Genomic DNA, 22,967 nt, shown 5'->3' with positions numbered 1-22,967 from the left:
TGATTTATTACATTTTTTTAATCAAATTTTAATCTGCAAGTATTCGCCGGGGTTTTCCGGGTCCACGATAAACCAGGCCGGGTTGCCGTCCTGATCCCGTCCCAGCCGGGCGTCGGGCGTCGGCGGTTCATTGTAGGAATACGAATGACCGGTTTGGGCTTTGGGCAACTCCGCTTTGAACTTCGATTTAAAAATATCGGCCTCTATCAATTCCTGAATCGACTCGAAAAACCGCTGAAGCACCAGATCAATTTCCGCATCGGTATGGGCTTCGGTGATGAAACACGGAAAACCGTCCCAGATGTGAATGCCTTTTTCGCGCAGCAAAACGAACAGCAGCTCGCCGTACGGTATTTCCTCTTTCGGTTTGATTTTCCAGAGCGAGCCAAACTGGGCTACATACAGCGGAATCTGGTGTCGCTCAAACTCGGCGTTCAGCTCCCGGGCGATGCGTTCGGCTTTGGCAGTCAGTCCTTTTTGCAAACCCGGCCCGGCTTCTTTCAGGTGCAGCAACGACGCTTTGGCCGTTGCGAGCGCCAGCGGGTGGCGAACGAACGTACCGGCAAAATACGTCACGCCTTTTTCGGGAAACGATGCATCGCCGTATTGCCAGAAACCGCCGTCGAGCACGTCCAGGTAGTCTTTTTTCCCGGCAATAATGCCGATGGGAATGCCTCCGCCCACCACTTTTCCGTAGGACGCCAGATCGGCTTTGATCCCGAACATCGCCTGCGTACCGCCGGGGTGCATCCGGAAACCGGTAATGACTTCGTCGAAAATCAGCGCCGTTCCTGCAGCCGCCGTGATCTTCCGGACTTCCTTCAGAAACTCAATCGGGACAAATTCCGGCCGGCGGCTCTGCACCGGCTCGACCAGCACAGCCGCCAGTTCGTGCGCCCGTTCCCGGATAATTTTCAGGCTTTCTTCCGTCCCATAGTCCAGGATCAGCATGTTCTGAACGGATTCCGGCATGATTCCCGGCGCGGCCGGATAGGACTTCAATTTCTTACTTCCTCGCACAATCACTTCATCGACAATGCCGTGGTAGGAACCGGTGAAGGCCACGATCAGCGAGCGGCCGGTGACCGTCCGGGCAATCCGCATCGCGCCCAAAACCGCTTCGGAACCGGTGCTGCACAAAGCAGCCCGGTCGAAACCGGTAAATTCGCAGATCAGGCGGCTGACTTCGCCCGCCAGTTCGTGCTGCGGCCCGATTTCAAAACCGTTCTCAATCTGGCCATACAGGGCTTTTTTAACGAATTCGGGCTGGTAACCGAACATGTTCGAGCCAAACCCGTTGAGCATGTCAATGTATTCGTTGCCGTCGATATCCCACAAGCGGCTACCTTTGGATTTGTTGATGACAATCGAATAAACCAGTTCTTTTGTCAATGGTTTGAATCCCGAAACCACCCGCGGATCGGCCATGTAGGAGCGGTGTTCCTGGGTGTAGTTTTTACTGCCACCGGTTTTCTGGTTATAACGGCTGGTCAGTTGCTGCAGAAAGGCTTTCTGTCGGGGGTTTAATTCGGTCACCTGCCGCTCGATGCGGGCGCTGGCACCGAACGGTTTTTTAATTTCGATTTCTTCTTCCGGCGTTAGATCGGGCGTTTTGGCCGCATTGCTTTTCCCGTTTCCATTGCCATTGAGCGATTTTCCATTCAGATTCGCCAGAGCGGCCATCGACGGCAGCGACGGCAGCGAGGTCTGCTGAGCGCCCTGCATCACGGCAATCTGTTTGGCCATAATCTGCAACTGCTGCGCCATCAGTTCCAGCACCGCGTCATTACCGGTTTGTCCTGTAACGGGACTGTGAAATACCGCCGACGGAACGGGCTGCTGAACAGCAGGTTGCGAAACCGGTTTCGGTTCGTAAGCCCCCGCGGGTAAGGCCCGATCGAGGTAATCAACGAGGGCGTCGATCGTCGCGTATTCTTCATTTAGCTGCCGGAACGTGATGGGTAAGCCAAATTCCTTCTTCAAGGTCAGCGAAACCTGGGTAAGCAGTAACGAGTCGAGCCCCATTTCCAGAAAACTCATATCCGACGTGACGGCATCCATCTCAACACCGGAAGCGTCTTCCAGCATTTCTTTTACCTTGTTGATTAATACGTCTTTTCTCATGGCAACGGGCGATAGAAAGGTGTCAGCAGAATGGGCAACTTGTGGTATGGGCACTACCGGAATCGAGGATGAATCGGCAACTGGAACGACCGTCGCTGGTGTCACGGGATCGACCCAGTAGCGTTTCCGATCAAAAGCGTACGTTGGTAAAGTCCGTTTAACCCGGTTTTGGTTGGCATGGACCGCGTTCCAGTCGGGTTCCAGGCCACTGATCCAGAGCTGTCCCAGTCCTTTCAGCATGGATTCGTATTCGGTCTGCGCGCCTTTTTTGTCGAGACTCGTTACGATGCTCAATGGTCGGGCACCCGCCTGTTGACGGGCAAAAGTGGTGGTGGCGTTCCCGGGACCAACTTCGATCAGCAAAGGCTGATTTAGATTAATAATAGATTCGAGGGCATAAGAAAACCGCACCGTCAAACGCAAATGTTTCGCCCAGTAATCCGAATCCACTGCCTGCGCATCCGTCAGCCAGGTTCCGGTAACGGTTGAAAGGATTGGTTTCTGCGGGCGACTCAGCACCACTTCGTCAACTATTTTTTTAAATTCGGCCACCACAGGCTCCATCATGACCGAGTGAAACGCGTGGCTCGTTTCCAGAACCCGGTTCGGAATGCCCTGCTCGTCCAGCACGCTGGCAAAAGCCGCAATGTCTTCGTCGTGACCCGCCACGACGCACAGTTTATGGCTGTTGATGGCGGCAATCGACAGCGGTTCGGGCATCAAACCTCCAATTTTTTCGGCTTCCATCCGCACCGAAAGCATGCTCCCCCGGGGCATTTCGCTCACCAGACGCCCGCGAATCGTAATCAGTTTTAGCGCATCGGCCAGCGTAAAAACGCCCGCCAGATGAGCGCCCACGAATTCGCCGATGCTGTGGCCGCAAAACAAGGACGGACGGATGCCCCAGCTCATCCAGAGTCTGGCCAGGGCATATTCTGTTACAAACAGGGCGGGTTGGGTAAACCGGGTGTTTTTTAAATTCTCCTCGGCTTTCCGGTTCACCTCTTCGGGATAGATAATCTGACGAATGTCGGTTTCAAGATACGCGTTCAGCAGGTCGGCGCATTCATCGATGGCCTGGCGATAAACGGGTTCCTGTTCGTAAAGTTCGCGGCCCATGTTCAGGTACTGCGAACCTTGTCCGGGGAACATAAAAACGACCTCTCCCGGCAATTCTTTAATCGATTTTGTTTCAGTTGCCGAACCGGTAGTTGCCCGCAGTTTTCCGGTCAGCTCGTCGCCATTGGACGCTACCAAAAACCGGCGGTGAGCAAAAGCCGCCCGGGTGGTTTGCAGGGTAAAAGCCACGTCAGCCAGATTGATATGGCGGTTTTTCTGCACGAAATCGGCCAGCAACGCGCCGTATTGTTCCCGGCTGGCGGTTGATTTGGCCGACCAGGCAATCAGTTGAGCAGGGCGGGGTTCGGCCGGTTGCTCTGCCGGTAGCACCGCCGTATTTTCTTCCAGCACAACGTGTACGTTCGTGCCACCAACGCCAAAAGAGCTTACGCCCGCCCGTCGCGGTCCGAACGCGGATTGCCATTCCGTCAACTCAGTATTGACAAAAAACGGACTGTTGCGGAAATCGATCGCCGGGTTTGGTGCCGAAAAATGGATCGACGACGGCAGTTGTTTATGGTGCAGCGACAACACGGTTTTGATGAATCCGGCTACCCCAGCGGCCGTTGTCAAATGCCCCATGTTGCTTTTGATGGAACCGATGGCGCAGAATTGGGTTGCGGGCAGATCGCCGAACGCCATTTTCAATCCTTCGATTTCGATCGGGTCGCCGATGGGCGTGGCGGTTCCGTGCGCTTCGATGTAGCTCAGTGTAGCCGGATCGACCCGGGCATCCTGAAGCGCCATTGCAATGGCCCCCGCCTGTCCTTCGGCGTTCGGAGCGGTAAAGCTGCCCTTCCCTCCCCCATCGTTGTTGACGCCGATGCCTTTGATAACCGCAAAAACCGTGTCGCCATCGCGCCGGGCGGCTTCCAGACCTTTCAGCAGAACAATGCCAGCGCCATCGCTAAAAACAGTCCCCTGCGCATCTGCACTAAACGGCCGGCAATGGCCGTCGTTGCTCAGCATAGCGCCTTCCTGATACAGGTAACCGCTGTTGATCGGTTGCGCAATGGCCGCACCGCCCGCCAGTGCCATATCACACTGCCCATTCCGGATGCTGTCAACCGCCTGAGCAATAGCCAGCAACGAAGTAGAACAGGCGGACTGCACCGTAACTGCTGGCCCTCTCAGGTTAAGCGCGTAAGCCGTTCGGGTGGCGATATAATCCTTGTCATTCGCCGTCATGACCTGAAAGCTGCCAACCCGTTCAACGAGTTCGGCATTCGGCAATACGTTCGTGTAGTAGTAGGTATTGTTCCGGCAGCCGCCAAAAACGCCGATCGAACCGGCATATTTCTGGGGTTCATAACCCGCGCTTTCGAGCGCTTCCCAGGCTATTTCCAGAAAAATGCGGTGTTGCGGGTCCATTAATTCCGCCAAACGCGGATTAACCCCAAAAAATAAGGGATCAAATTCGTCGGCCTTATTAATAATTCCGCGCGCTTTTACGTAATCCGCATCGTTCCGCAAACCGGTCGGAATGGATTTATCCAGCTCTTCTTCAGTAAAAAAATGCGTGGTTTCTTTACCGGTTTTCAGAATATCCCAAAGGGCATCAATCGTATCGGCACCGGGGAACCGGCCCGCCATTCCGATCACGGCAATATCCTGCGCTTCAGCTGATTGTTTTGCCTTTACCGGTAGCGCAGAATTCTCTTTTTTCGTCCCTAAGAATGCCGCTAGTCCCTGAATACTGGGTTGTTGATACAGCTTTGTGATGGGAATCGTATAGCCAAACCGGTTTTTTAAAGTCGTCACAACCGAAATCGCCAGCAGGGAATTTCCGCCAAGCTCAAAGAAATTATCATCAAGGCTAACTTTATCCATTTGCAGGATTTCGGCCCATACGGTTTCTATATTTTTCTCCAGTTGCGAGACAGGAGCGAGATATAAACCGGACAGCGACGAGCGTATTCCTACCGGTTTTGGCAGCGCTTTTTTATCTATTTTTCCGTTGAACGTCAAGGGCAAAGCCGTCATCTGAACGATCAGCGACGGCAACATGTATTCCGGAAGTTTATGGGCCAGATAGTTTTTTATAAACGCATTGTCAATCTTCTCATTCACAACCACATAAGCCACCAACCGCTGGCCTGCATTACGATCGTTTTGTGCAACGACAACGCACTGATTGACCGATTCATAATTGCCGAGTACAGTTTCTATTTCAGACAGTTCAATACGATGTCCTCTGATTTTTACCTGATCATCCAGTCGGCCAATAAATTCAATATTTCCATCGGGCAAATACTTCCCAATGTCCCCGGTCTTATACAGTTTCTGGCCAATTTTATCACCAAAAGGATTATCGATAAATTTCTCTGAAGTAAGAACCGGATTATTCAGGTAACCGCGCGCGACGCCAGCTCCGCCAATGTAAATTTCACCGCTCATTCCATCCGGAACGGGGTTACCTGTCTCGTCTAAAATATAGATTTGTGTATTCGCAATCGGTTTTCCAATAGGCACCGGAACTTCCGGATTTATATCCGTGGAATACCGGTATTGAATGGAACTGATCGTTGCTTCCGTAGGGCCATATTTGTTGTAAAATGCAAGGAGCGAGCCCCAGGTATTTGCCAGGTCGGGCGGGCAAATCTCTCCGGCGGAAACCACCCGTTTTAAAATACCGTATTTAGCAGCCGGGATGTATCGTAATAGACTGGGCGTTGTGTGAAGGTGCGTTACATTCTGTTCATTGATTACCTGAATGACATCATCCGGATTAAACAAGGATTCTTTTCGGATCAATACCAGTTTTGCCCCATTGCACAATGCCAGAAAAATCTGTTCCGTTGCGGGGTCAAACGCGTAATTACTGGTTTGCAGGATGGCGTCATGGCTCTGAATATCAAATTCCAGCGACTGGTTATGAATGAAGTTGCTTACGTTACGGTGTTCAACCAATACGCCTTTGGGCCGCCCCGTCGAGCCCGATGTATAGATCACGTAAGCAAGGTGAGCCGGTTGAACTGAATGGAGTACCGTTTCTTTCGATTCAAGCGCCAGAGTCTCCCAGTTTTTATCCAAACAAATCCGCTCAAGTTCATTCGAGCAGCCAGCTAACAGGCTGTCGGAGCCTGAATCCGTCACTACGATACGGCTGTCGGTGTCTGATAATATATACTTTATCCGCTCGATTGGATATTCGGGATCGATGGGGACATAAGCTCCACCGGCCTTGAGGATTCCCAAAATACCGATCACCATTTCCAGTGAGCGATTGAGACAGATCGGGACAAGCGACTCTGCGCCCACTCCTTTTTTTCTTAAATAATGAGCTAACTGGTTTGATTTTTCGTCGACCTGTTGATACGTAATCTGCTGACCCTCAAACGCAATAGCTATACAATCAGCGCTTTTCCGAACCTGCTCAGAAAAGAGGATTAGTATGGTCTTATCCATGAAATAGCGCATTGGAGTATCGAATTCAGATCCAGGTATCATCAGTTTCCACCATTTTAAAATGGTTTTAAGTAATTTTTCTAGTATAGCTAAAACAGACGTATAAAAAATATACAGGCTAATAAGTGAATGAAAAATAGCGTTCTGGAGCAGACATTTTCAGTATTACCGGCGTTGTATTATTAGTGATAATAGAATGAAAAAATGCAACTCAGGTCAATAATCAGCCCACATACTGTCTGGCAATTAATTGTACTATATCCATACAAACCTGCTTATCCTGCATTTAAAATTAGTTTTTAATCTGAAAAAAACTACCAAAATCAACTAAGTATATTTCCTTAATTTAGTAAACGGCTGGGAATTGAAATTAGGGCAACAGGAAAGCGTCTGGCAACAAGTTTGGATTACACAAATTAAATACTGTCAAATCCGCATTTACGCCGTAACGGTCTGATAATAGCCTTTATATACGGTGGAGTTAATGGCATTAAATAGTCCTTCCAGCACAACCTCCCGATCGAACTGATGCACAAAATTGAAAGCGTTCAATTCGTAATATCTAAATTGTTCTTTATTCTGTAAATAAGAATTCAAAAGGCTCGCCATGCGGTCGATGTCTTCAATGTCCGACGAAATACCTAAATCATGATCCGCTATCACCTTATATATTTCCGATTCCTTACCTGCCGAAACAAATATCAACTTTCGTTTCGCCATGATTCCCAGCAATTTCGAGGGAAAATACACGTCGCCGGAGTCTTTTTTCTGCGATAGGAAAACAACGTCAACATCACAGAGAAAACTGTAATAATCTTCCTGAGATAAAAAATCAATAAAATGGATATTACCCGTCGCTTTACTCTCGGCGTAAGCTTTCAGATTCGCCCGGTCACCACCTGAACCAATGATCAGGAAAACAACATCGTCCCGATCTTTAAATCGCTCACTCAGGTCAACTAACGACGATAGGCTTTGTTTTACACCCACATTACCGGCGTATCCAACGATAATTTTATTCTTATAATCCGGAAATTTTCTCCTAAAATCACCTTCGACTCCTTTATTACTGGCTTCATTAACCTGAATCCAATTCGGCCATAAATATAACTTATCTTCCAGTGCACCTTTTTGCCCGATTATATTAACCATAGCAGTTGATATAGAAGTTACCATATCCGCTTTTTGATAGCTGAATTTTTCAAAGCTATCCATCATCTTGACAATAGGTAGTTTACCCAACATGCCCAATGACTGCGCAGCGTCCAGTTGCAGATCCTGAACGTTAATTATCAATTTTGCTTTCCAGAACTTCTGAAAAAAGACTCCTATCAATCCCAAATTAATTGGAGTTGTAAATAAAACAATAACATCATGCTTCCCAGCCCTGAAAAAATTTATAAAAGCAAATAGTATAAATGTGATTTCCTGAATAACCCGGGATAAAGAAGTCACTTTCTTAGGTACATACAGATAGCCTCTCAATATCTTTATATTCTCAAAGTAATCTGTTCGGAACAACTTGCCTTTATCTTCAGGTCTTTTCATCCATTTAGGATACCAGGAAAAACCCGTTACTACCGTAACTTCGTGGCCTTGTTCTGATGCATAAGTGGCAAAATCTGTTGAGTACAATGAAATACCACTGTGATCAGGAGCAAACGTCATGCTGCTTACTAAAATCTTCATCGAAAAACTGGGTTAAATCAGAAAAGATAAGGCATTACCAAGTAGTTATTCATACTATCAAAATGCCCGGACATAAGATTCTAATTTTAATTCCTTTCTATAAACCACACGTTTCCTTATCGAATTTTTATCACCGCCCGATTCTTTATTATACAATTCAGGAAAAAAATCAATGTATATCATTCTTCTAAATCTTAAATTAAAATATTGTTAAGGTATTTTACATATCAATTCTTCAGAACTTATTTCCATTAGTATAAGGTAAATTCCGAAGATCGTATTCAATAATCAGAATGATTGTTGAATTTAGTTGAAGAAAATAGTGGTAATACTTGTATGATTATGTAACTAAAAAACAGAAATAATGAATATTCTAAATGGAGGTTTAGTTCCATATTTCTGACTTTTTCCGACTTAATGAGGTGGCTATTTGCTGTTTCTGCTCTTGTTCTATTTCTCGAATTTTGCAATACATTTGCGTAAAATAAGCCATTTTTAAAATGGCAAAAGCGAATCCTCTACTACCATCCCGAAAACCGCCCATTAGAATATAGCTACCGAAGAAATAAACAGGTCCAAGTAACGGAGTGCGCATTAACCCGTATTTTATACGTTGCATCCAGGTCCAGCTTTGTTTGCTTTTTGCATCGCTGGCCAGTTTTAAAAATCGAGCGGCCTCCCAGCTTGAATATTCGTTGTGCTTGGCTACATAATACGAAACCCCGCGAAAATCCCGGTGATCGATTTTGCTACGGATGGTTCCAATTTCTCCATTTAATACCGGATGCTCGTGAATCTCCATATCAAATTGACTCCATTGATCTTCATCAATCTTTTCGTATTCACCAGCGCCAACCTGGAATAAAGCCAGTTTATGCAGGAAATAACCGCCCTTATTTTCTTTACCCAAGAAATAAACCGTATAACGCAGCCAATACCCAACTTTCGGATTATCCTGTTGTAATGTAAGTTGCAATTCCGATTTAAACTCATCAGTCAGGAATTCATCAGCGTCCAGAAACAGCACCCATTTTGTTGTAGGTGTATGATTTCGTAAATACCAGTTTCTCTTCTTGGGGAATTTTCCATTCCAGTCGAAATCAACCACATCAGCGCCATACTTGTGCGCAATTTCCCGCGTAGAATCTGTACTTCCGGAGTCAACCACAACAATATGACGCGCCAGGTTCTTACCGATCCTGGCAAGACAAGTCGGTAAATTTTTCTCTTCGTTCCTAACGGGAATTACAATGGTTAAGTCGAGTAATGTTGACATTCCCTTTTCAAATTAAATATCTATTCGAGTGGTAGTTAATCTCTAAAATGGATTAGACTAATAAACAATCCGGAGCGGTTTTATAAATAGCAATCATCTGGCCGGATTACCTTTTACAACTTTATGAGGAGCGATATTTCTGGTCACGACGCTGCATGCGCCAACAATCGTATGCTCACCAACACTAACGCCCGGCATGATAAATGCTCTGGCGCCGATAAAAGCATGCGCACCAATTGTAATGGGTGCTGTTATTAGGTTTTTGGCTGGTTTATCGAACGCATGTGTACCCGTACAGAGATACACTTCCTGAGCGATTGTTGCATGCTCTTTAATTTCAATTATACCCAGCGAATAGGCATTGGCGCGATCACCCAAACAAGCCCGGTTATGTAAAATTAAATTCCACGGAATCTGAATACGAGCGCGTTGGTGAACAAATGGTATTCCATAAATTTTAGCACCAAATAATTTTAGCCAGTATAACCTCCACCGATTTGCCGGTTTAGGCGTCCATAAGCAAAATAGCATCCAGCAATACTCCCAGATAAACAATTTGATCCGGTGGCTTATCGTCCACGGGCTTGCATAGGGATCTGTCTGGTTATGAATATGCTGGCTGGTTACCATTAGATTGAATCGGTTTTCGAACGATACGATTAAATTCTCGCAGAAATAGGCTTGCAACGTGTTGAATGGAATGAGTATATCGAACATTCAATCCATTCCTACTTAATTTTTCCCTTAACTCATCATCTTCCTGAACGCGTCTAATCTGTCCGGCAAGCTGTTCCACTGCATTTTGCGCCCGATGGTCAAAAATCAATCCGTTTTCATCTTGAAAAATAAAATCCTGAAAACAAGCCAGATTTGACACAATGGGTACACATCCCCAAGCCATTGCTTCCAGCGGAGCCAAACCGAATGTTTCTCCGTTTTCGGCTATAGATGGGTAAATAAAAATTGGTGCATCAATATAAAAACCGTTTAAAACTTCAATATTAAATACAGGTCCGACAAAATCAACAGCCGCATCTCCAGCTAATTGCCGCAATGAATCCAGGTACTCTTTGCCTCCTCCCCCAGCCGATATTTCCCAAGGACCAACTAATTGTAACCGGTATTTTTGAGAAGTTTGTTTAAAAGCATTTATTAATAAATCCAACCCTTTTTCGGGATGGATTCGCCCGACGTAAAGGATAACCGGTTTTTTAAGAGCGCTATTAATTTTCAACCGTGGGTTGAAAGGAAGGGGACTGGGAATGGTTACTATCTTATTATGTACAGCTCCAGGCAACTCCTTCCGAACTGCCTCTGCAACGAATGCACTTGGTGTTCGTATTTTTGCGCATTTGTGGTATAATCGCATTTGTCCTTTTGGCATTCTTTCCACATCTACCACGCATACATCTCTATTTTTCTTCTGCAATAAGACGGGAGCCCAAAAGGTATTACTAATAATTATATCAAAGTCTGTTGGCAGAACTTTACGAACATTTAACGTATAAATGAGATCGCGAAATTTAAGGAGAATGCCCGATTTTGGTGCATCGAATCCGGTTACCCGCACATGATGGACGCCATCGATGATTTCAGATTGGGGTAATCCTTCAGCTTTACGTGATAAATGCATAACTTCATGTCCCTGCTGCGCAAACTCTTTTCCCAACGAAAACCACATTTTTTCAACAGCTCCGCCCATTATAGCCGGAACTGGTAAAAAAGCACCTTGTATAATCGCAATTCGCATACTAAAGCCTAATTAGAGGTAGGTATTGCCTGGCTTATCGCGTTGATCATTTTCCCGGATGCGCGCGATATTGTAAAATGAGTATGAAAAGCAGTATTCGCATTTAACCCCATTTGCTTTTTCTGTTCCGCTGACATATTCATCCATTGCTTCAGCATTTTATTGACACCAGATTCGGTATCGTTTTCAACGATACCGGCTTTTTCGGTGTTAATCTCCCGCCAGATATTTACCTGATCAGAAATAAGAACGGGTTTGGAACAAGCTAGCGCTTCAACTACAGCAATGCCAAAATTTTCCTGATGACTTGGTAAGATAAAAGCGTCACATTTATAAAAAGCGCCCCATTTAGCATCGCCACTTAACATTCCGGGAAATACAATGTCTTTATCAATAGATGCAAGCTTCAGGACAGATTGCCCAAAGGGGCTGTCTAATCCCGGTCCGGCAATGACTAATCTTGGTAATTGCACTCCTTTTGTTTTTAAATCCAGATACGCTTTGATTAACAAATCGACACCTTTTTTTATGTTGATACGACCGAGAAACAATAGGAATTCGCCGGTCAATCCATTGCACTTCCTGCGAAATTCTTCTTCCATCCTCACTGCAAAATTCGGAGGGGACTCTACACCAAGTCCAACTACTTTTTCCGCTTTTGGGGCGTACGGGCTGAATGATTCTCTGGATACAATTTTCTCTGTTTCGCAGGTAAATAATAAACCATCTCCCCTATTAATAATGTTTTGTTCCGTAAATTTCCAGAATAACCAGTTTCTAATTGCTTTTAGTTTACGACCTGCGGCCCGTTGAAACCAGGGATCAAGCATACCGTGAGGCATTAAATAAAGCGCAGGTTTATTGACCTTTAAGTAAGACCATACTTTATAAATAGCATAAGTATGATAATGCCATAAACCGTGGACAATTACGACATCATAGGTATGCAAATTTTCAGCCAACCACGGAATAAACTTTGGAGCAATTTTCCAGGGTGTCTTGCCGGGCCCCGTTGCATGAATAACGAAAGTAATATCACCTAAAAACGGAGCATTTGGGTCATCCAGACTCACTACTTCATTTATAACGTCGAGTTGAGAAAGACCCTCTATAATAGTGCGCACAGCCTGGCTTGTCCCACCAATCTTTGGATCTAACTCAGATATAACGTGAAGTAAACGCATGAAAATCGATCAATAAGTCGCTAGAATGACAACTATTTACATGAATACTATATATACAATTTTGCTACTAATTAACTCAAGCTTTCATTCTGTCGGTCTTGAATAGGTATCAAGTACAGCTTTATATATGTGTTCAATACGGGCGGTTGCCGCTTCGGCATTATATTTCTTACTATTTTCAAATCCTTCGTTTACAAAAGAAAGATGTTGCTCGAAAGTTTCAGTTATTATTTTCTCAACTGCGTTAGCTGCATCTGCTGCCCACTGTTGAATGGCTTCGTTATTTCGCGGTTTACATGGAATCAATTCGGCGGCATTCCCGGCAACTTCCGTCATGGGAGCTTCATTCGTAGTGAGAACCCGGCAGCCACAAGCCATTGCCTCTGCAATCGGCCAGCCAAAGCCCTCTGCTAATGATGGAAATAAAAAAACGGACGCACCCCGATAAGCATGAACAACCTGTTGATCGTCAACGCCGGAAATAAAATGAATATCTTCTTTAAAAACAGATGATTCCACTAATTGCAATAACTCACGCGACGGTTTCTGACCAACCAATAGCAGTGGAAGTGAATGGGTATATTTTTTTCTCCAGGCATTATATATTTCTATAACTCCTACTCTATTCTTATACCATTGATTACCTCCTATATGCAGTAAATAACCCTGCATTAAGTTAAGCCTGAAATTACTACTTAATAAAATTCTGGATTCACGTATATCACCCGGCTTATAAATAGGGTTAAGCCCATTATACACTACTTCCGAAATGGGAGGAGTCGATTTTAAAAAGGAAAATAGATCGCTTTTTGTCTTATGCGAAACAGATATAAAATTTTTACCCTGACGATAGCCTTCGCGAATATATAGCTGGTATTTTTTTCCAGTCCAACTGGTTGGATTTTCCGGAATCTCATCCAGTGCCGACCGCTGAGCCAAAAAATCATGGCAATGAATAATATGGGGTCGGTCGGCAACTAACGGAACCCAGGGTCCAAGGGCATTATCTGCAAAAACATAAAGTGTATCGGCAGGTTTGGTTTTTATACGGCTTCGAATTTCATAGGGAAACAGAATATACTGATCTAAATAACCCAACCACTTTTTATAAAAATCAGGGAGCCCGAGTCTATAAAATTTAGGTTTGGGAGACCATATTTCAACTTTATGCCCTAGCTCTTTCATACCCTCAGACAGCATTTTAGCGAAGCGCGGCATGCTCTGCGAATTAAAGAAATCAGGGTGAGTAAATATAACTATGTCCATTAACTAAAAATAAAATAGCAACAAGTAAACATTTACTATAGAATAATTAATTCGATTGAAGATTAATAGAGAAGCAGGTAATTTAGATTTATCTGTATTGTCTTTTACAGGAATGAACTTCAGGTAGTTTGAAACACGGTTTCCAATATCGTCCGGCACGCATCTTCATTTCCGACTTTGAGTGATCTCACCCGCTCCATTCCGGCTAAGCGAATATTTTCACGCAACGAATCATTAGCAAGCAATTCTTTACATACCCTGGCACATTCAACTGCATCCGACCAAAAAACTGCTTCCACACCTTCCCGATACATTTCCTCATGCTCGGAAGTACGTTCGGCGCAAAACAAACCGCCCGCGAATGGCACCTCAAGAGAACGCTGAGTGTGCAAATCACGATTGCCCTTTGAAAGCATACCGATACAAACCTTCGCTCCCTGAATGGCAGCAACGTAGTCTCTGCCTCCTAACCCATCTCCCCGATGATGCGGTTTTAGCTTATGCCAGTTAGGTGAGTTCTGCCAGCGAGTTCCCCAAATACTAACGGGTACCCCTAATTCAATGAGCTTTAACAGGAACTCATCTCTTTTTTCATATCGGATCCAGGTGCCAATAAACGCCACGTCTGACCGAAATTGCGCCGGTATTTCTTCCACATTTCGGTAAGGCCTGTGGGCTTCCTCATCGTAACTTCGATAGACCCATAATACCCGGGCAGCTCCCAGTTTAATACATTCTCTTTCACTTTCCTGGCGAACCACTACGACTAAATCGTATAGGGGTAATGCTTCCAGCAACGATTTAAACCTATTTCCATCCCGTTTACCGGTGGGATCATCAACGTTATAAAGAATAACTGGAATACCAACAGTTTTCAGATTTTGCAGACATTTCTTTCCGAAGAGTTCTCCACTATCAACCCAGATAATATCAAAATTTTCACCACCAGCTAAAATCTCCGATAGCCAGCTATTCACTTTATTCTGTAAAAAGCGAAACCCGGTTCGGTAATGAATTTTCCCAAAAATAAAATGCTCTAATGAAGTTTTAAAAGCTTCATAAGGGTTGCGAACATCCACTGTATATCCCAATCTTCTCAGCGCAGAAAGTCGATGGAAGGAGGTACTAAAGGGATTACCATCGCCGATATAGAGGATTCTCATACAAACCGTTTTAAAAAGCCCAATTTTCGTGTAACAAAAAGCAGGAGCCAATACAACAATAGCATTTGGAACCACCCTCTTGCAAAAAAACTATAGATATTGACGACACTCTCTGAAAAGTTAGAAACTGAAAAAAGGGTAAAGAAAAATGTTATTTCAATCAGGCCAGCGAGACTTAAATAAGTCGAGTTATAACCGTTCTCTCTAAAATTAACTACAAACAAATCGACCAGAAAAAACAGCGGTAAGACACCTACCCCCATCAATAGTAGATACCACCAGCCAAACGTAGCTAAACCGGTACCGGCAAAATGACCGGTTCGAAATGCGCCTGGGATGTATTGACCACCCGCCCGGTAATACAGATAGTCGCCATAAGAGAAAGTATTCAGAGTAAGTTTATCAATCTTTATACGAAAAAAAGATATAATTGGAGCAGGCAGAGTTGACCAGAATTTATCAACGGAATAGTTAAACATTTCTTTGTCCGTATTTCTTATTTTATAAGCCAGCTCAAGGCTTGCATCATTGTATTTCAGATTACAAAATCTGGCTAAGAATATATTATCAAAATAGGTTTCGTCCCAATCGTATTTATCAATAAAATTAATTGATTTATAACGCTGAATTGCCTTGTCATCCTGATAAGTCTGCAACGTCTTCATGATTAATTCTTCACTGGAAACATTGCTCCGTTGCGCCCGAACTATTACCATCGCAGTCCCCAGTTTGGCGAGTGGACCGGTAATTATCCAAACTCCAACCAGGGCTAAAGCAAAATTTTTTAAATTAAAAATTTTATAATCGAATTTCCCCAATAGCAAGCCAATTAAATAGGAAATACCGACAGCCGTAATACCTGTCATAAATAAGCCTCTGCTATTTCCTCCCATACCCACAAACAATAGAACCACAGCAAAGACTAATACTTTAAAGAATGGCTTCTTCAAGAACTGAGGTCGATTTGGTTGAAGCAGCGGCTTTAATAATATAAAAAAGGGAGCGTAAGCGTACGGCACTAAACCATGCAAAAATTTAGCACCGGCTCCTCTTTCGAGCGCGGTACCATCATAATGGTTCACACTGATAAAGGTAATTATCATCCCGGCAAGCCCTATAAAACCGATCATCCAAAGCTGAAAGTCGCTTGGAGGAGTAAAAAAATAATTCTTCCTTAGAATCCAACTCATCTTATTGTACAACTTGCTGCCGAGCCCTTCCCGCCAGATTTTATACAAATGATGCATGGATAAAAATACAGCCAGAGCAAGTAAAGAGTGAATGAAGACGCTATAAGGAAATTTCAGGTTATAGACCAATGGTTTTCCTTCTAACAATGTAAATATCAACGGCAGGCAATATTGAGTTAGCGAATACCCTAATATAATTACGGTTGAAAAAGTATATCGCGCTAAAGTCTCTTTATTTAAGATTAGCTTATCAACTAACCACCAGGCAGAAATTACGCAGGTAATCGCAAAAATATTCTCCGGAGAAAAAAAGAATAAACCTTGAATGATTGCGGCTACCAGAACAACCTTCCAAATCCAAAGTTTAAACAAAGATAAAAACGCTGTATTTGATCCACTCCTAATCATACTCAGAAACTCTTATTTCAAATAATTAATGGATAAACATTACTTATACACATTATTAATCGTTCTTGTAACTAATCATTATCGATCTACTGATAATAATTAAACGGTTTTGGTTGATAATGAAAGTTTTCTAAATAATGAATTAATCTGTTGCGTAGCTAAAAAAGGCATATTTTTATAATATCGAATTGCGTTCCAGTAAAGAGCTAAAATCGTTATTGCGAAAGCCTGCCATTTCAACGGCGTGTAATATATCATTATCATTATACCAACTGCCGCTATCAGGACGGACAATAAAGCAATACTGAATACTTTGACCGGCCATTTAAGTCCGCTGGTCGGAAGCCATCTGCTGGCAAATCTGATGAACCCGATAGCAGCAGCAATTTCCGCAACCAAGAGGGCAATACCGGCTCCCAGAACGCCCATTTGCGGAATTAGCAGAAACATGGTGGCGACAACTATTAGTGCAGACAAGACTGATAAAATAATCTGCTGTTTTAAATGATTATTTCCCACTATTACAGCCATTGCTGGCTGCGCCAAAGCAAAAAACAGGACTCCAATGGATAAGGCAGCAAACAAAGGCGGAATGAATTCTATCTGCCCTTTTGTCCAGATCAAAAATAAGGAAGGCGCAACGACCTGCAAGATGACAACACCTGGCGCCAGAATAAATAACAGGACTAACCAAACCGTACCAAAAGAGGCTTCCATTTTATCCTGATCTTTCTCACCTAAAAACCGCATTAATTCCGGTAATAAGGGGTGTGTGATTGTTAACAAACCTTGTTGAGATACGTTCGCAACGGTCCGGATAGTGGAGAAGGTCGTTAAGCCTTTAACTCCTGAAAAAGGTAAGATAATCAGGCGAATACCCTGCTGGCGGAAGTTCTCTAAAAAATATCTGGCAGATAAACCAAACGATGTAAAGTAATATTTAAAACCTAACCGTAAAGAATAACGCGTAGATGGAATACCTACTTTATTCAATAGCTTGGAAATATCTATGTATTGAAGAAGTAGAATCACAACCGATGAGATACCAATACCAATATTAGCGGATAAAATACTTCCTCCGCAAATAACCACAATAACTGAAACGGTGGAATTTGAAACAGAAACCAGGACTCCCCACCAGCCCATTCTCGGAAAATAACCAAAGGCACTTAACGACCGGCCAAATAAACCAACAATATTTGCTATTGACCAGATGATCCATTGGATCATTAACGACCAGCGAATTTCGTATAAAAAACCGGGATCTTTGACTTTGCTTTCTTCTAAAAGAACCTCGACATTGAGGTAAAAGCTCAGGTAATAAACCAGTATCGTCTCAACGATACTGATGATAACTATGACAAATACACCCGACCACAACGCAAGACCTATTTGCTTTTTCTTTGGTATCCCGAGTTTTAGAAATTCATATTCTAAAAAGTCATTGAAGCCCCGATCCATTGTACTAAGCACATTTAACAGGGCTTGAATTGCAATCCAAATACCATACGTTTTTATATCCCAATAACTTAAGAAAATTGGTACCAGAGCTACCTGCGTAACCATTGTAACGCCGATTGCTGCCCAGGAAGCTGCTGTACCCGATATTAGTCTTTTAGCAGTTGACATATTTAAAACGCTACTCAAAATGGCTTTTACTGTGATCGCCGGTTCTGATCGCAATTAATCGTAATTCGTGCTTCACACTATAACTTCAGATTTCTCCGGATGATAGGAAACAAGTCAGTAGCCAATGATTTCTGGCCTTTGCTATTCAAATGAATTTCGTCAATGAATTCGTCAGTTTCCAATTGATTAACAGTTATTGGAATATGGTTTCGTCTACAAAAATCAATAATTGCCTTACCGCCATCTTCCAATCTATTGCTTACTAATTCGGGTTGAGAACGATGCAAATAAATACATAAAGGAATTTTTAATTCTTTCGAAAGGCTATCTAACCCGCTAAATCCTTTCACAAACTGCTCTTTCTTTTCAACTGTATTTTTTTCAACAACTGGTTTGACAAGGATTGATTTTTCGATAATGGGCCAGGCTTTTGCAAGCAAGTTCTGCCAGGCAAAAATTTGGTTTTCGGCGGGATGGGTTGGAGCTATCCCCACTATCGGTTTAAACGTCATGGGATCATAAGCATCACCACTATTCGCAACCAGGAGCATCATATCGGCATTGAAATAACCGAATTTTTTCAAATAAGCGACTACATTATCGGGTGACCAGGTCTTGTCACTTATATTGAGCACTCTAATTTTTTTTCCGCAGTTAGCTAATAGCTTTTTTTCCAATAATGTTGATACCAAACTATCCTGATCGATTGAATTTCCCCCATTAATAACTGAATCACCTAGCAGCAGAACAACAATGGTATCTTTGACACTGATAGGTTCGCTCCGCATTGAAAATTCATTCGTTACAAACCGGTTCCGGTAAATAGATACGTGTTGATTCGGTTTTAATAAATATTCATATTTTTCACTGGAATCATAAAGGGGATAAGTAGTTAATCCGTAAAACCGCCCAATTAATTCGATACCAATTACGAGGCTAAAAAAAACGACTATACCAATTTTTACCTTTTTCATAAATTGTGCACTTTTTCCCTCTTTATGGCACGGATATTGCCTATAATTTATATATTAGGATTGTATGTATGCCAATTTTCTATTTTTAATTTAGATTTATTTACGGCTTCGCCCTTTCAGTCCCATTTAGAACCTAATTAATTTTATATGAAAAGAAAAATTAGAAAATATACGCGTTTAAACGGGATTATTAAGCCGCAACAATCGTCTTCGACAAATCTACTTTTACAACCATTTGCAGGGAATCAATAAAGACAGCCAGCGTTTTTCCCTGCTGGTTAATTACATGGCCTTCACTGTCAGAAAAAAATCCTGATTTTATTTTTATCCGATCGGCTGAGGTGAAGTTTTCAACTGTGATATGCCTGTTATCCGTTTCGTTAAGCATGAGCCGAATGGTCTCAATTTCTGAGTCCCGGACAACGGCGGGTTTGTTCATCCAAAATAGGTAGCGAACGATACCGGACACAGCAAAAACCCTTGATCGCTGCTGTTCTTCCAGGTTGACGAAGCAATAGGAACGAAAAAGCGGTTCTTCCACCAGCTTCACCCGGTCAGACCATTTTCGTTTGGTTTTAATTAATGGGCAGTATACCTCGATACCGCGTTCGCGCAGTCTGTCTGCCACCGCTTTTTCGGTTCGGGATTTTGTATACAAAACGTACCAGGCCATCGCTTTAAAAGGTTTATTCTCACCAAACGTGATCGTTTTCGCCAACCATCGATTTCAGCGTCATCCAACAAATCCAGCAATCGAAAAGGATTGACTTTTTCCGATTATAAAAGCGGTCGTATTTTACCCGGTGACGCATTTTCATTAAATGGTCGATTTCACCCCGGCAACCATTGATCTGCGCCAGACCCGTTATACCCGGCTTCACCCGATAGCGTTTCCGGTATTCCGGCATGGTATTCCAGTATTGGGCACTATGCTGAATGGCGTGAGGCCGGGGACCAACAATGCTCATATCGCCGATGAGGACATTGATGAATTGCGGCATTTCGTCCAGATTGGTTTTCCGCAAAAACCGCCCGATTGAGGTTACCCGCTCGTCGTTTCTTCGTGCCTGTTTGAAAGTGGCCTGCGGATCATGGGACATCGTTCTGAACTTCAGGCAATTGAACGTACGACCCCGGTACCCCGTCCGTTTCTGAATGAAAAAAACCGGGCCCGGCGACCCCAATTTGATGAGGATGCCAATCAACGGAATCAGCCAGACCAGAATGCTGATTGTAACCAGAAAGCTTAGACAGATATCAAATACGCGCTTCCCCAAATACTTGTAGGCAAAATCGCTGCGCTGATTCCGCTCTTCCGCATATATATAGAGACTTTTGTATTGTGAGTTAAGGCTTAGCATACATTTTACTTATTCAAATTATCAGGTTAGGACAGAGAATTCGAGATGGTTAACAAGTGCTCATTACTAGGGCAAAGTACAATCAAGCGCTCCTCGGCTTTCCTTTCCCTACCTGTCGTTTGGGATCAGAGCCTCCATAATATTCACCATAACTATTATTGTAATAATGCGACTCGCCTTCACCAATCGCATTCAGAATGATACTCAGGTTCTGAAACCGTTGCTCTTTGTATAAGGCATCGACCATTTTGAGGTGGTTTTTGGGCGTATGATCATGGCGCACCATAAATAGCGTCACATCGGCAAAGGGAGCGATCAATTGCGAGTCGGTGACCAGACCAATGGGTGGCGAATCCACCAGAATATAATCAAAGCGCTGCTTCAATTCCTGGAAAAGCTGACCCAAGCGGGGCGAGCTCAGCAATTCGGCCGGGTTTGGCAGGATCGGGCCGGCGGTAATGATGAAATAATTCGTGTAGCCCATGATCGGCTGCAACAATTCATCAATCGTCGCTTTCCCTATCAGGTAGTCACTAAGACCCACCTGGTTTTCCATGTGCAGATTCTTGTGCAACTGGGGTTTCCGCAAATCCATTTCCAGAATAACCGTCGTGTGGTCGACCATCGCCAGGCTGGCTCCCAGATTAAGCGAGATGAACGATTTGCCTTCACCGCTGATGCAGGACGTAAACAGCAGTACCTGGTTTTTCTCCTGTTCCGTTTTCAGAAAGTGCAGATTGGTCCGCAAAGCCCGAATCTGCTCCCCAATAACCGAGCGCATCTGCGGTTTAAAAACCAGGTTGTCGGTGATGATCTTATTTCCCTTTACAATTTCGCCCAGAATCGGAACCTGCGTGAACTCTTCCACGTCGGAACGTCGCATCACCCGGTCGTTGAGCGCATCTTTTATCTCAAAAAAAGCAATCGGTATTAATAACCCGATACAGCCAAAAATCAGGAAGATAGTGGTTTTGACCGGCGCAACCGGGCGTTCATCCGTCCGGGCCGCATCGACAATTCGGCTATCGGAAACCGTAGAAGCGGCCGACAGGGCGGTTTCTTCCCTTTTTTGAAGCAGGTAGGTGTATAAACCGTTTTTGATCACCTGTTGCCGGGTGATGTTGAGCAGCGTCCGTTCTTTACCGGGCACGGTCCGGATCATCCCTTCCAGCCGCTGGTTATTCGCCAGTAAATGGTTCCGGCTGCTGGTCAGCTGCTGCCGCATCGTCTGGATGTTTTCGTTGATGCTGCCCTTTATGGTTTTAATCTGGCTGTCGATCGACTGCAGCATCGGGCTGTTGCTCGCCATCACCCGAGACAGCTCATCGCGCTTCAGTTCCAGTTCCGACACTTTGGTCAGTAAACCGTTCAGGGTCGGATCGTTCAAACCGATGGTGGCGGGGGCCACGCTTTTGTCACCCGTCTGTTTGGCAACGTATTTTTCAATATCCGCCAGGCCGCTCAGGCGCATGTTAACCTCGTTCAACTGGGCATCATTTTCTTTCACCGTCATCAGGAACGTCTGTGCCTGCACACTCAGGTCGGTAATGCCCTGCGTCGATTTGTAGGATTCCACTTCCTGCTCCACTTTCGACAGCTCACCGGCAATGAGTGCCAACCGTTCTTCAATGAAGTTGAGCATATTGCTCGCATCCTTGTTTTTGTCGAAGATGGCTTCCTTGCTGTAAGCGTTGACCAGTTGATTCAAAACAGCCTCGCCTTTATCCGGCACGGTTTCTTCCAGGCTCAGTTCCAGCACGTTGGATTCCTTGGCGGCCGGTTCGACGCTCAGTTTATCCAGGTAGCTATTGACCGCTCTCGAATGAGTCAAAACCGAAACCGTAATGGGTAAGGTACTGGCAGTGATCGGTTTAAGCGCAAAAACCCGCAGTAAACCGTACGGCGTTTTGATGCTCTGATTGAATGGGTACGAAAAACCGTTCAGCAAAAACGTTTTGTTATCGACAAACGTGAACTTCAATTCAGCAGACAACAGTTGCGGATTTGCCTTTTCAACGGTCAGCCGAATGGGCGATTCGGCGTACACTTCGCGGGCGTACGTCGGCGTAGGCGTGTGGTATTGAATATCGAGCCCCAGGCTTTTCACCACCCGGTCCATCAAAGTGTAGGACTTCAGGATCTCAATCTGATCGTCGATGCTTACATTTTTGTTGAAGAGATAGAGTTCTTTCATGAGGCTCTCTGCCGACAGCCCGCCTTTCTTCTCATCTTTGATCAACAGGCTGGCATGAACTCGATAAACCGGTGGTTGATACAGCAGGTAAGCATAAGCTGCACCAAGCGCCAGAACGATCGAAAGCAAAAACCACGGCCAGAATCGCAGATAACGCTGGAGCGTAGCCCGCAGGTTCGGCTGTGACTCTACTTCATAAGCCTGATAGGGCGTATATGAGTTATTTACCATA

The 22,967-nt window shown here is 44.4% G+C and carries 14 protein-coding genes; all 14 read right to left on the bottom strand.

Annotation, left to right across the window (positions count from 1 at the left end; translation table 11 throughout):
- Positions 1-21 precede the first annotated feature (21 nt).
- The 14 genes from GJJ30_RS05475 to GJJ30_RS05410 all read right to left on the bottom strand — a co-directional run bounded on the left by GJJ30_RS05475 (position 22) and on the right by GJJ30_RS05410 (position 22,966).
- Positions 22-6,663 (bottom strand): polyketide synthase, encoded by a 6,642-nt coding sequence (locus GJJ30_RS05475; RefSeq protein WP_229312979.1) that lies wholly within the window; start codon positions 6,661-6,663, stop codon positions 22-24.
- 426 nt (positions 6,664-7,089) lie between these two features.
- On the bottom strand, positions 7,090-8,340 hold the full coding sequence (locus GJJ30_RS05470; RefSeq protein ID WP_154173975.1) for a glycosyltransferase family 4 protein: 1,251 nt from the start codon (positions 8,338-8,340) through the stop codon (positions 7,090-7,092).
- A 385-nt stretch (positions 8,341-8,725) separates the two neighbouring features.
- Positions 8,726-9,616, bottom strand: a complete 891-nt coding sequence (locus GJJ30_RS05465) for a glycosyltransferase family 2 protein (RefSeq protein WP_154173973.1) — start codon at positions 9,614-9,616, stop codon at positions 8,726-8,728.
- A 93-nt stretch (positions 9,617-9,709) separates the two neighbouring features.
- Entirely contained in the window at positions 9,710-10,246 is a 537-nt protein-coding gene (locus GJJ30_RS05460; RefSeq protein WP_154173970.1) for a DapH/DapD/GlmU-related protein, read from the bottom strand.
- Positions 10,221-11,366, bottom strand: a complete 1,146-nt coding sequence (locus GJJ30_RS05455; protein ID WP_154173968.1) for a glycosyltransferase family 4 protein — start codon at positions 11,364-11,366, stop codon at positions 10,221-10,223. Before GJJ30_RS05455 ends, GJJ30_RS05460 begins: the two co-directional genes overlap by 26 nt.
- Before the next feature lie 8 nt (positions 11,367-11,374).
- Complete coding sequence (locus tag GJJ30_RS05450) at positions 11,375-12,550, bottom strand: glycosyltransferase (protein WP_154173966.1); 1,176 nt, start codon at positions 12,548-12,550, stop codon at positions 11,375-11,377.
- Between the two features lie 84 nt (positions 12,551-12,634).
- Positions 12,635-13,768, bottom strand: coding sequence for a glycosyltransferase family 4 protein (locus GJJ30_RS05445; protein ID WP_262885365.1), 1,134 nt, complete (start codon positions 13,766-13,768; stop codon positions 12,635-12,637).
- A 167-nt stretch (positions 13,769-13,935) separates the two neighbouring features.
- Positions 13,936-14,979, bottom strand: coding sequence for a CgeB family protein (locus tag GJJ30_RS05440; RefSeq protein WP_154173962.1), 1,044 nt, complete (start codon positions 14,977-14,979; stop codon positions 13,936-13,938).
- Positions 14,976-16,541: a hypothetical protein gene (locus GJJ30_RS05435; protein WP_170299131.1), complete on the bottom strand. Its 1,566-nt coding sequence runs from the start codon at positions 16,539-16,541 to the stop codon at positions 14,976-14,978. Before GJJ30_RS05435 ends, GJJ30_RS05440 begins: the two co-directional genes overlap by 4 nt.
- Positions 16,542-16,676: 135 nt before the next feature.
- Positions 16,677-18,206: a lipopolysaccharide biosynthesis protein gene (locus GJJ30_RS05430; RefSeq protein WP_154173958.1), complete on the bottom strand. Its 1,530-nt coding sequence runs from the start codon at positions 18,204-18,206 to the stop codon at positions 16,677-16,679.
- A 77-nt stretch (positions 18,207-18,283) separates the two neighbouring features.
- Positions 18,284-19,180, bottom strand: a complete 897-nt coding sequence (locus tag GJJ30_RS05425) for a hypothetical protein (protein ID WP_154173956.1) — start codon at positions 19,178-19,180, stop codon at positions 18,284-18,286.
- A gap of 190 nt (positions 19,181-19,370) precedes the next feature.
- The gene (locus GJJ30_RS05420; RefSeq protein ID WP_154173954.1) at positions 19,371-19,853 is read right to left on the bottom strand and encodes a UpxY family transcription antiterminator; all 483 of its coding nucleotides are present in this window, start codon (positions 19,851-19,853) and stop codon (positions 19,371-19,373) included.
- Between the two features lie 19 nt (positions 19,854-19,872).
- Positions 19,873-20,541 carry a sugar transferase gene (locus GJJ30_RS05415; protein WP_154173952.1) on the bottom strand — a complete coding sequence of 223 codons (669 nt, stop codon included), beginning with the start codon at positions 20,539-20,541 and terminating at the stop codon, positions 19,873-19,875.
- 82 nt (positions 20,542-20,623) lie between these two features.
- Positions 20,624-22,966, bottom strand: a complete 2,343-nt coding sequence (locus GJJ30_RS05410) for a GumC family protein (RefSeq protein ID WP_154173950.1) — start codon at positions 22,964-22,966, stop codon at positions 20,624-20,626.
- Position 22,967 lies beyond the last annotated feature (1 nt).

Origin of the sequence: Larkinella terrae (genome assembly GCF_009668025.1) — a bacterium.
GTDB lineage: Bacteria > Bacteroidota > Bacteroidia > Cytophagales > Spirosomataceae > Larkinella > Larkinella terrae.
Note: the sequence above shows the minus strand (reverse complement) of the source record. Positions and strands in the feature narration are given on the sequence as shown.

Excerpts from the sequence above, each read along its gene's own strand:
- GJJ30_RS05420 (WP_154173954.1), bottom strand. The coding sequence starts at position 19,853 with ATGGCCTGGTACGTTTTGTATACAAAATCCCGAACCGAAAAAGCGGTG.
- GJJ30_RS05440 (WP_154173962.1), bottom strand. The coding sequence starts at position 14,979 with ATGAGAATCCTCTATATCGGCGATGGTAATCCCTTTAGTACCTCCTTC.
- GJJ30_RS05455 (WP_154173968.1), bottom strand. The coding sequence starts at position 11,366 with ATGCGAATTGCGATTATACAAGGTGCTTTTTTACCAGTTCCGGCTATA.
- GJJ30_RS05415 (WP_154173952.1), bottom strand. The coding sequence starts at position 20,541 with ATGCTAAGCCTTAACTCACAATACAAAAGTCTCTATATATATGCGGAA.
- GJJ30_RS05430 (WP_154173958.1), bottom strand. The coding sequence starts at position 18,206 with ATGTCAACTGCTAAAAGACTAATATCGGGTACAGCAGCTTCCTGGGCA.
- GJJ30_RS05450 (WP_154173966.1), bottom strand. The coding sequence starts at position 12,550 with ATGCGTTTACTTCACGTTATATCTGAGTTAGATCCAAAGATTGGTGGG.
- GJJ30_RS05445 (WP_262885365.1), bottom strand. The coding sequence starts at position 13,768 with ATGCCGCGCTTCGCTAAAATGCTGTCTGAGGGTATGAAAGAGCTAGGG.
- GJJ30_RS05425 (WP_154173956.1), bottom strand. The coding sequence starts at position 19,180 with ATGAAAAAGGTAAAAATTGGTATAGTCGTTTTTTTTAGCCTCGTAATT.
- GJJ30_RS05465 (WP_154173973.1), bottom strand. The coding sequence starts at position 9,616 with ATGTCAACATTACTCGACTTAACCATTGTAATTCCCGTTAGGAACGAA.
- GJJ30_RS05475 (WP_229312979.1), bottom strand. The coding sequence starts at position 6,663 with ATGCGCTATTTCATGGATAAGACCATACTAATCCTCTTTTCTGAGCAG.
- GJJ30_RS05470 (WP_154173975.1), bottom strand. The coding sequence starts at position 8,340 with ATGAAGATTTTAGTAAGCAGCATGACGTTTGCTCCTGATCACAGTGGT.
- GJJ30_RS05410 (WP_154173950.1), bottom strand. The coding sequence starts at position 22,966 with ATGGTAAATAACTCATATACGCCCTATCAGGCTTATGAAGTAGAGTCA.
- GJJ30_RS05460 (WP_154173970.1), bottom strand. The coding sequence starts at position 10,246 with ATGGTAACCAGCCAGCATATTCATAACCAGACAGATCCCTATGCAAGC.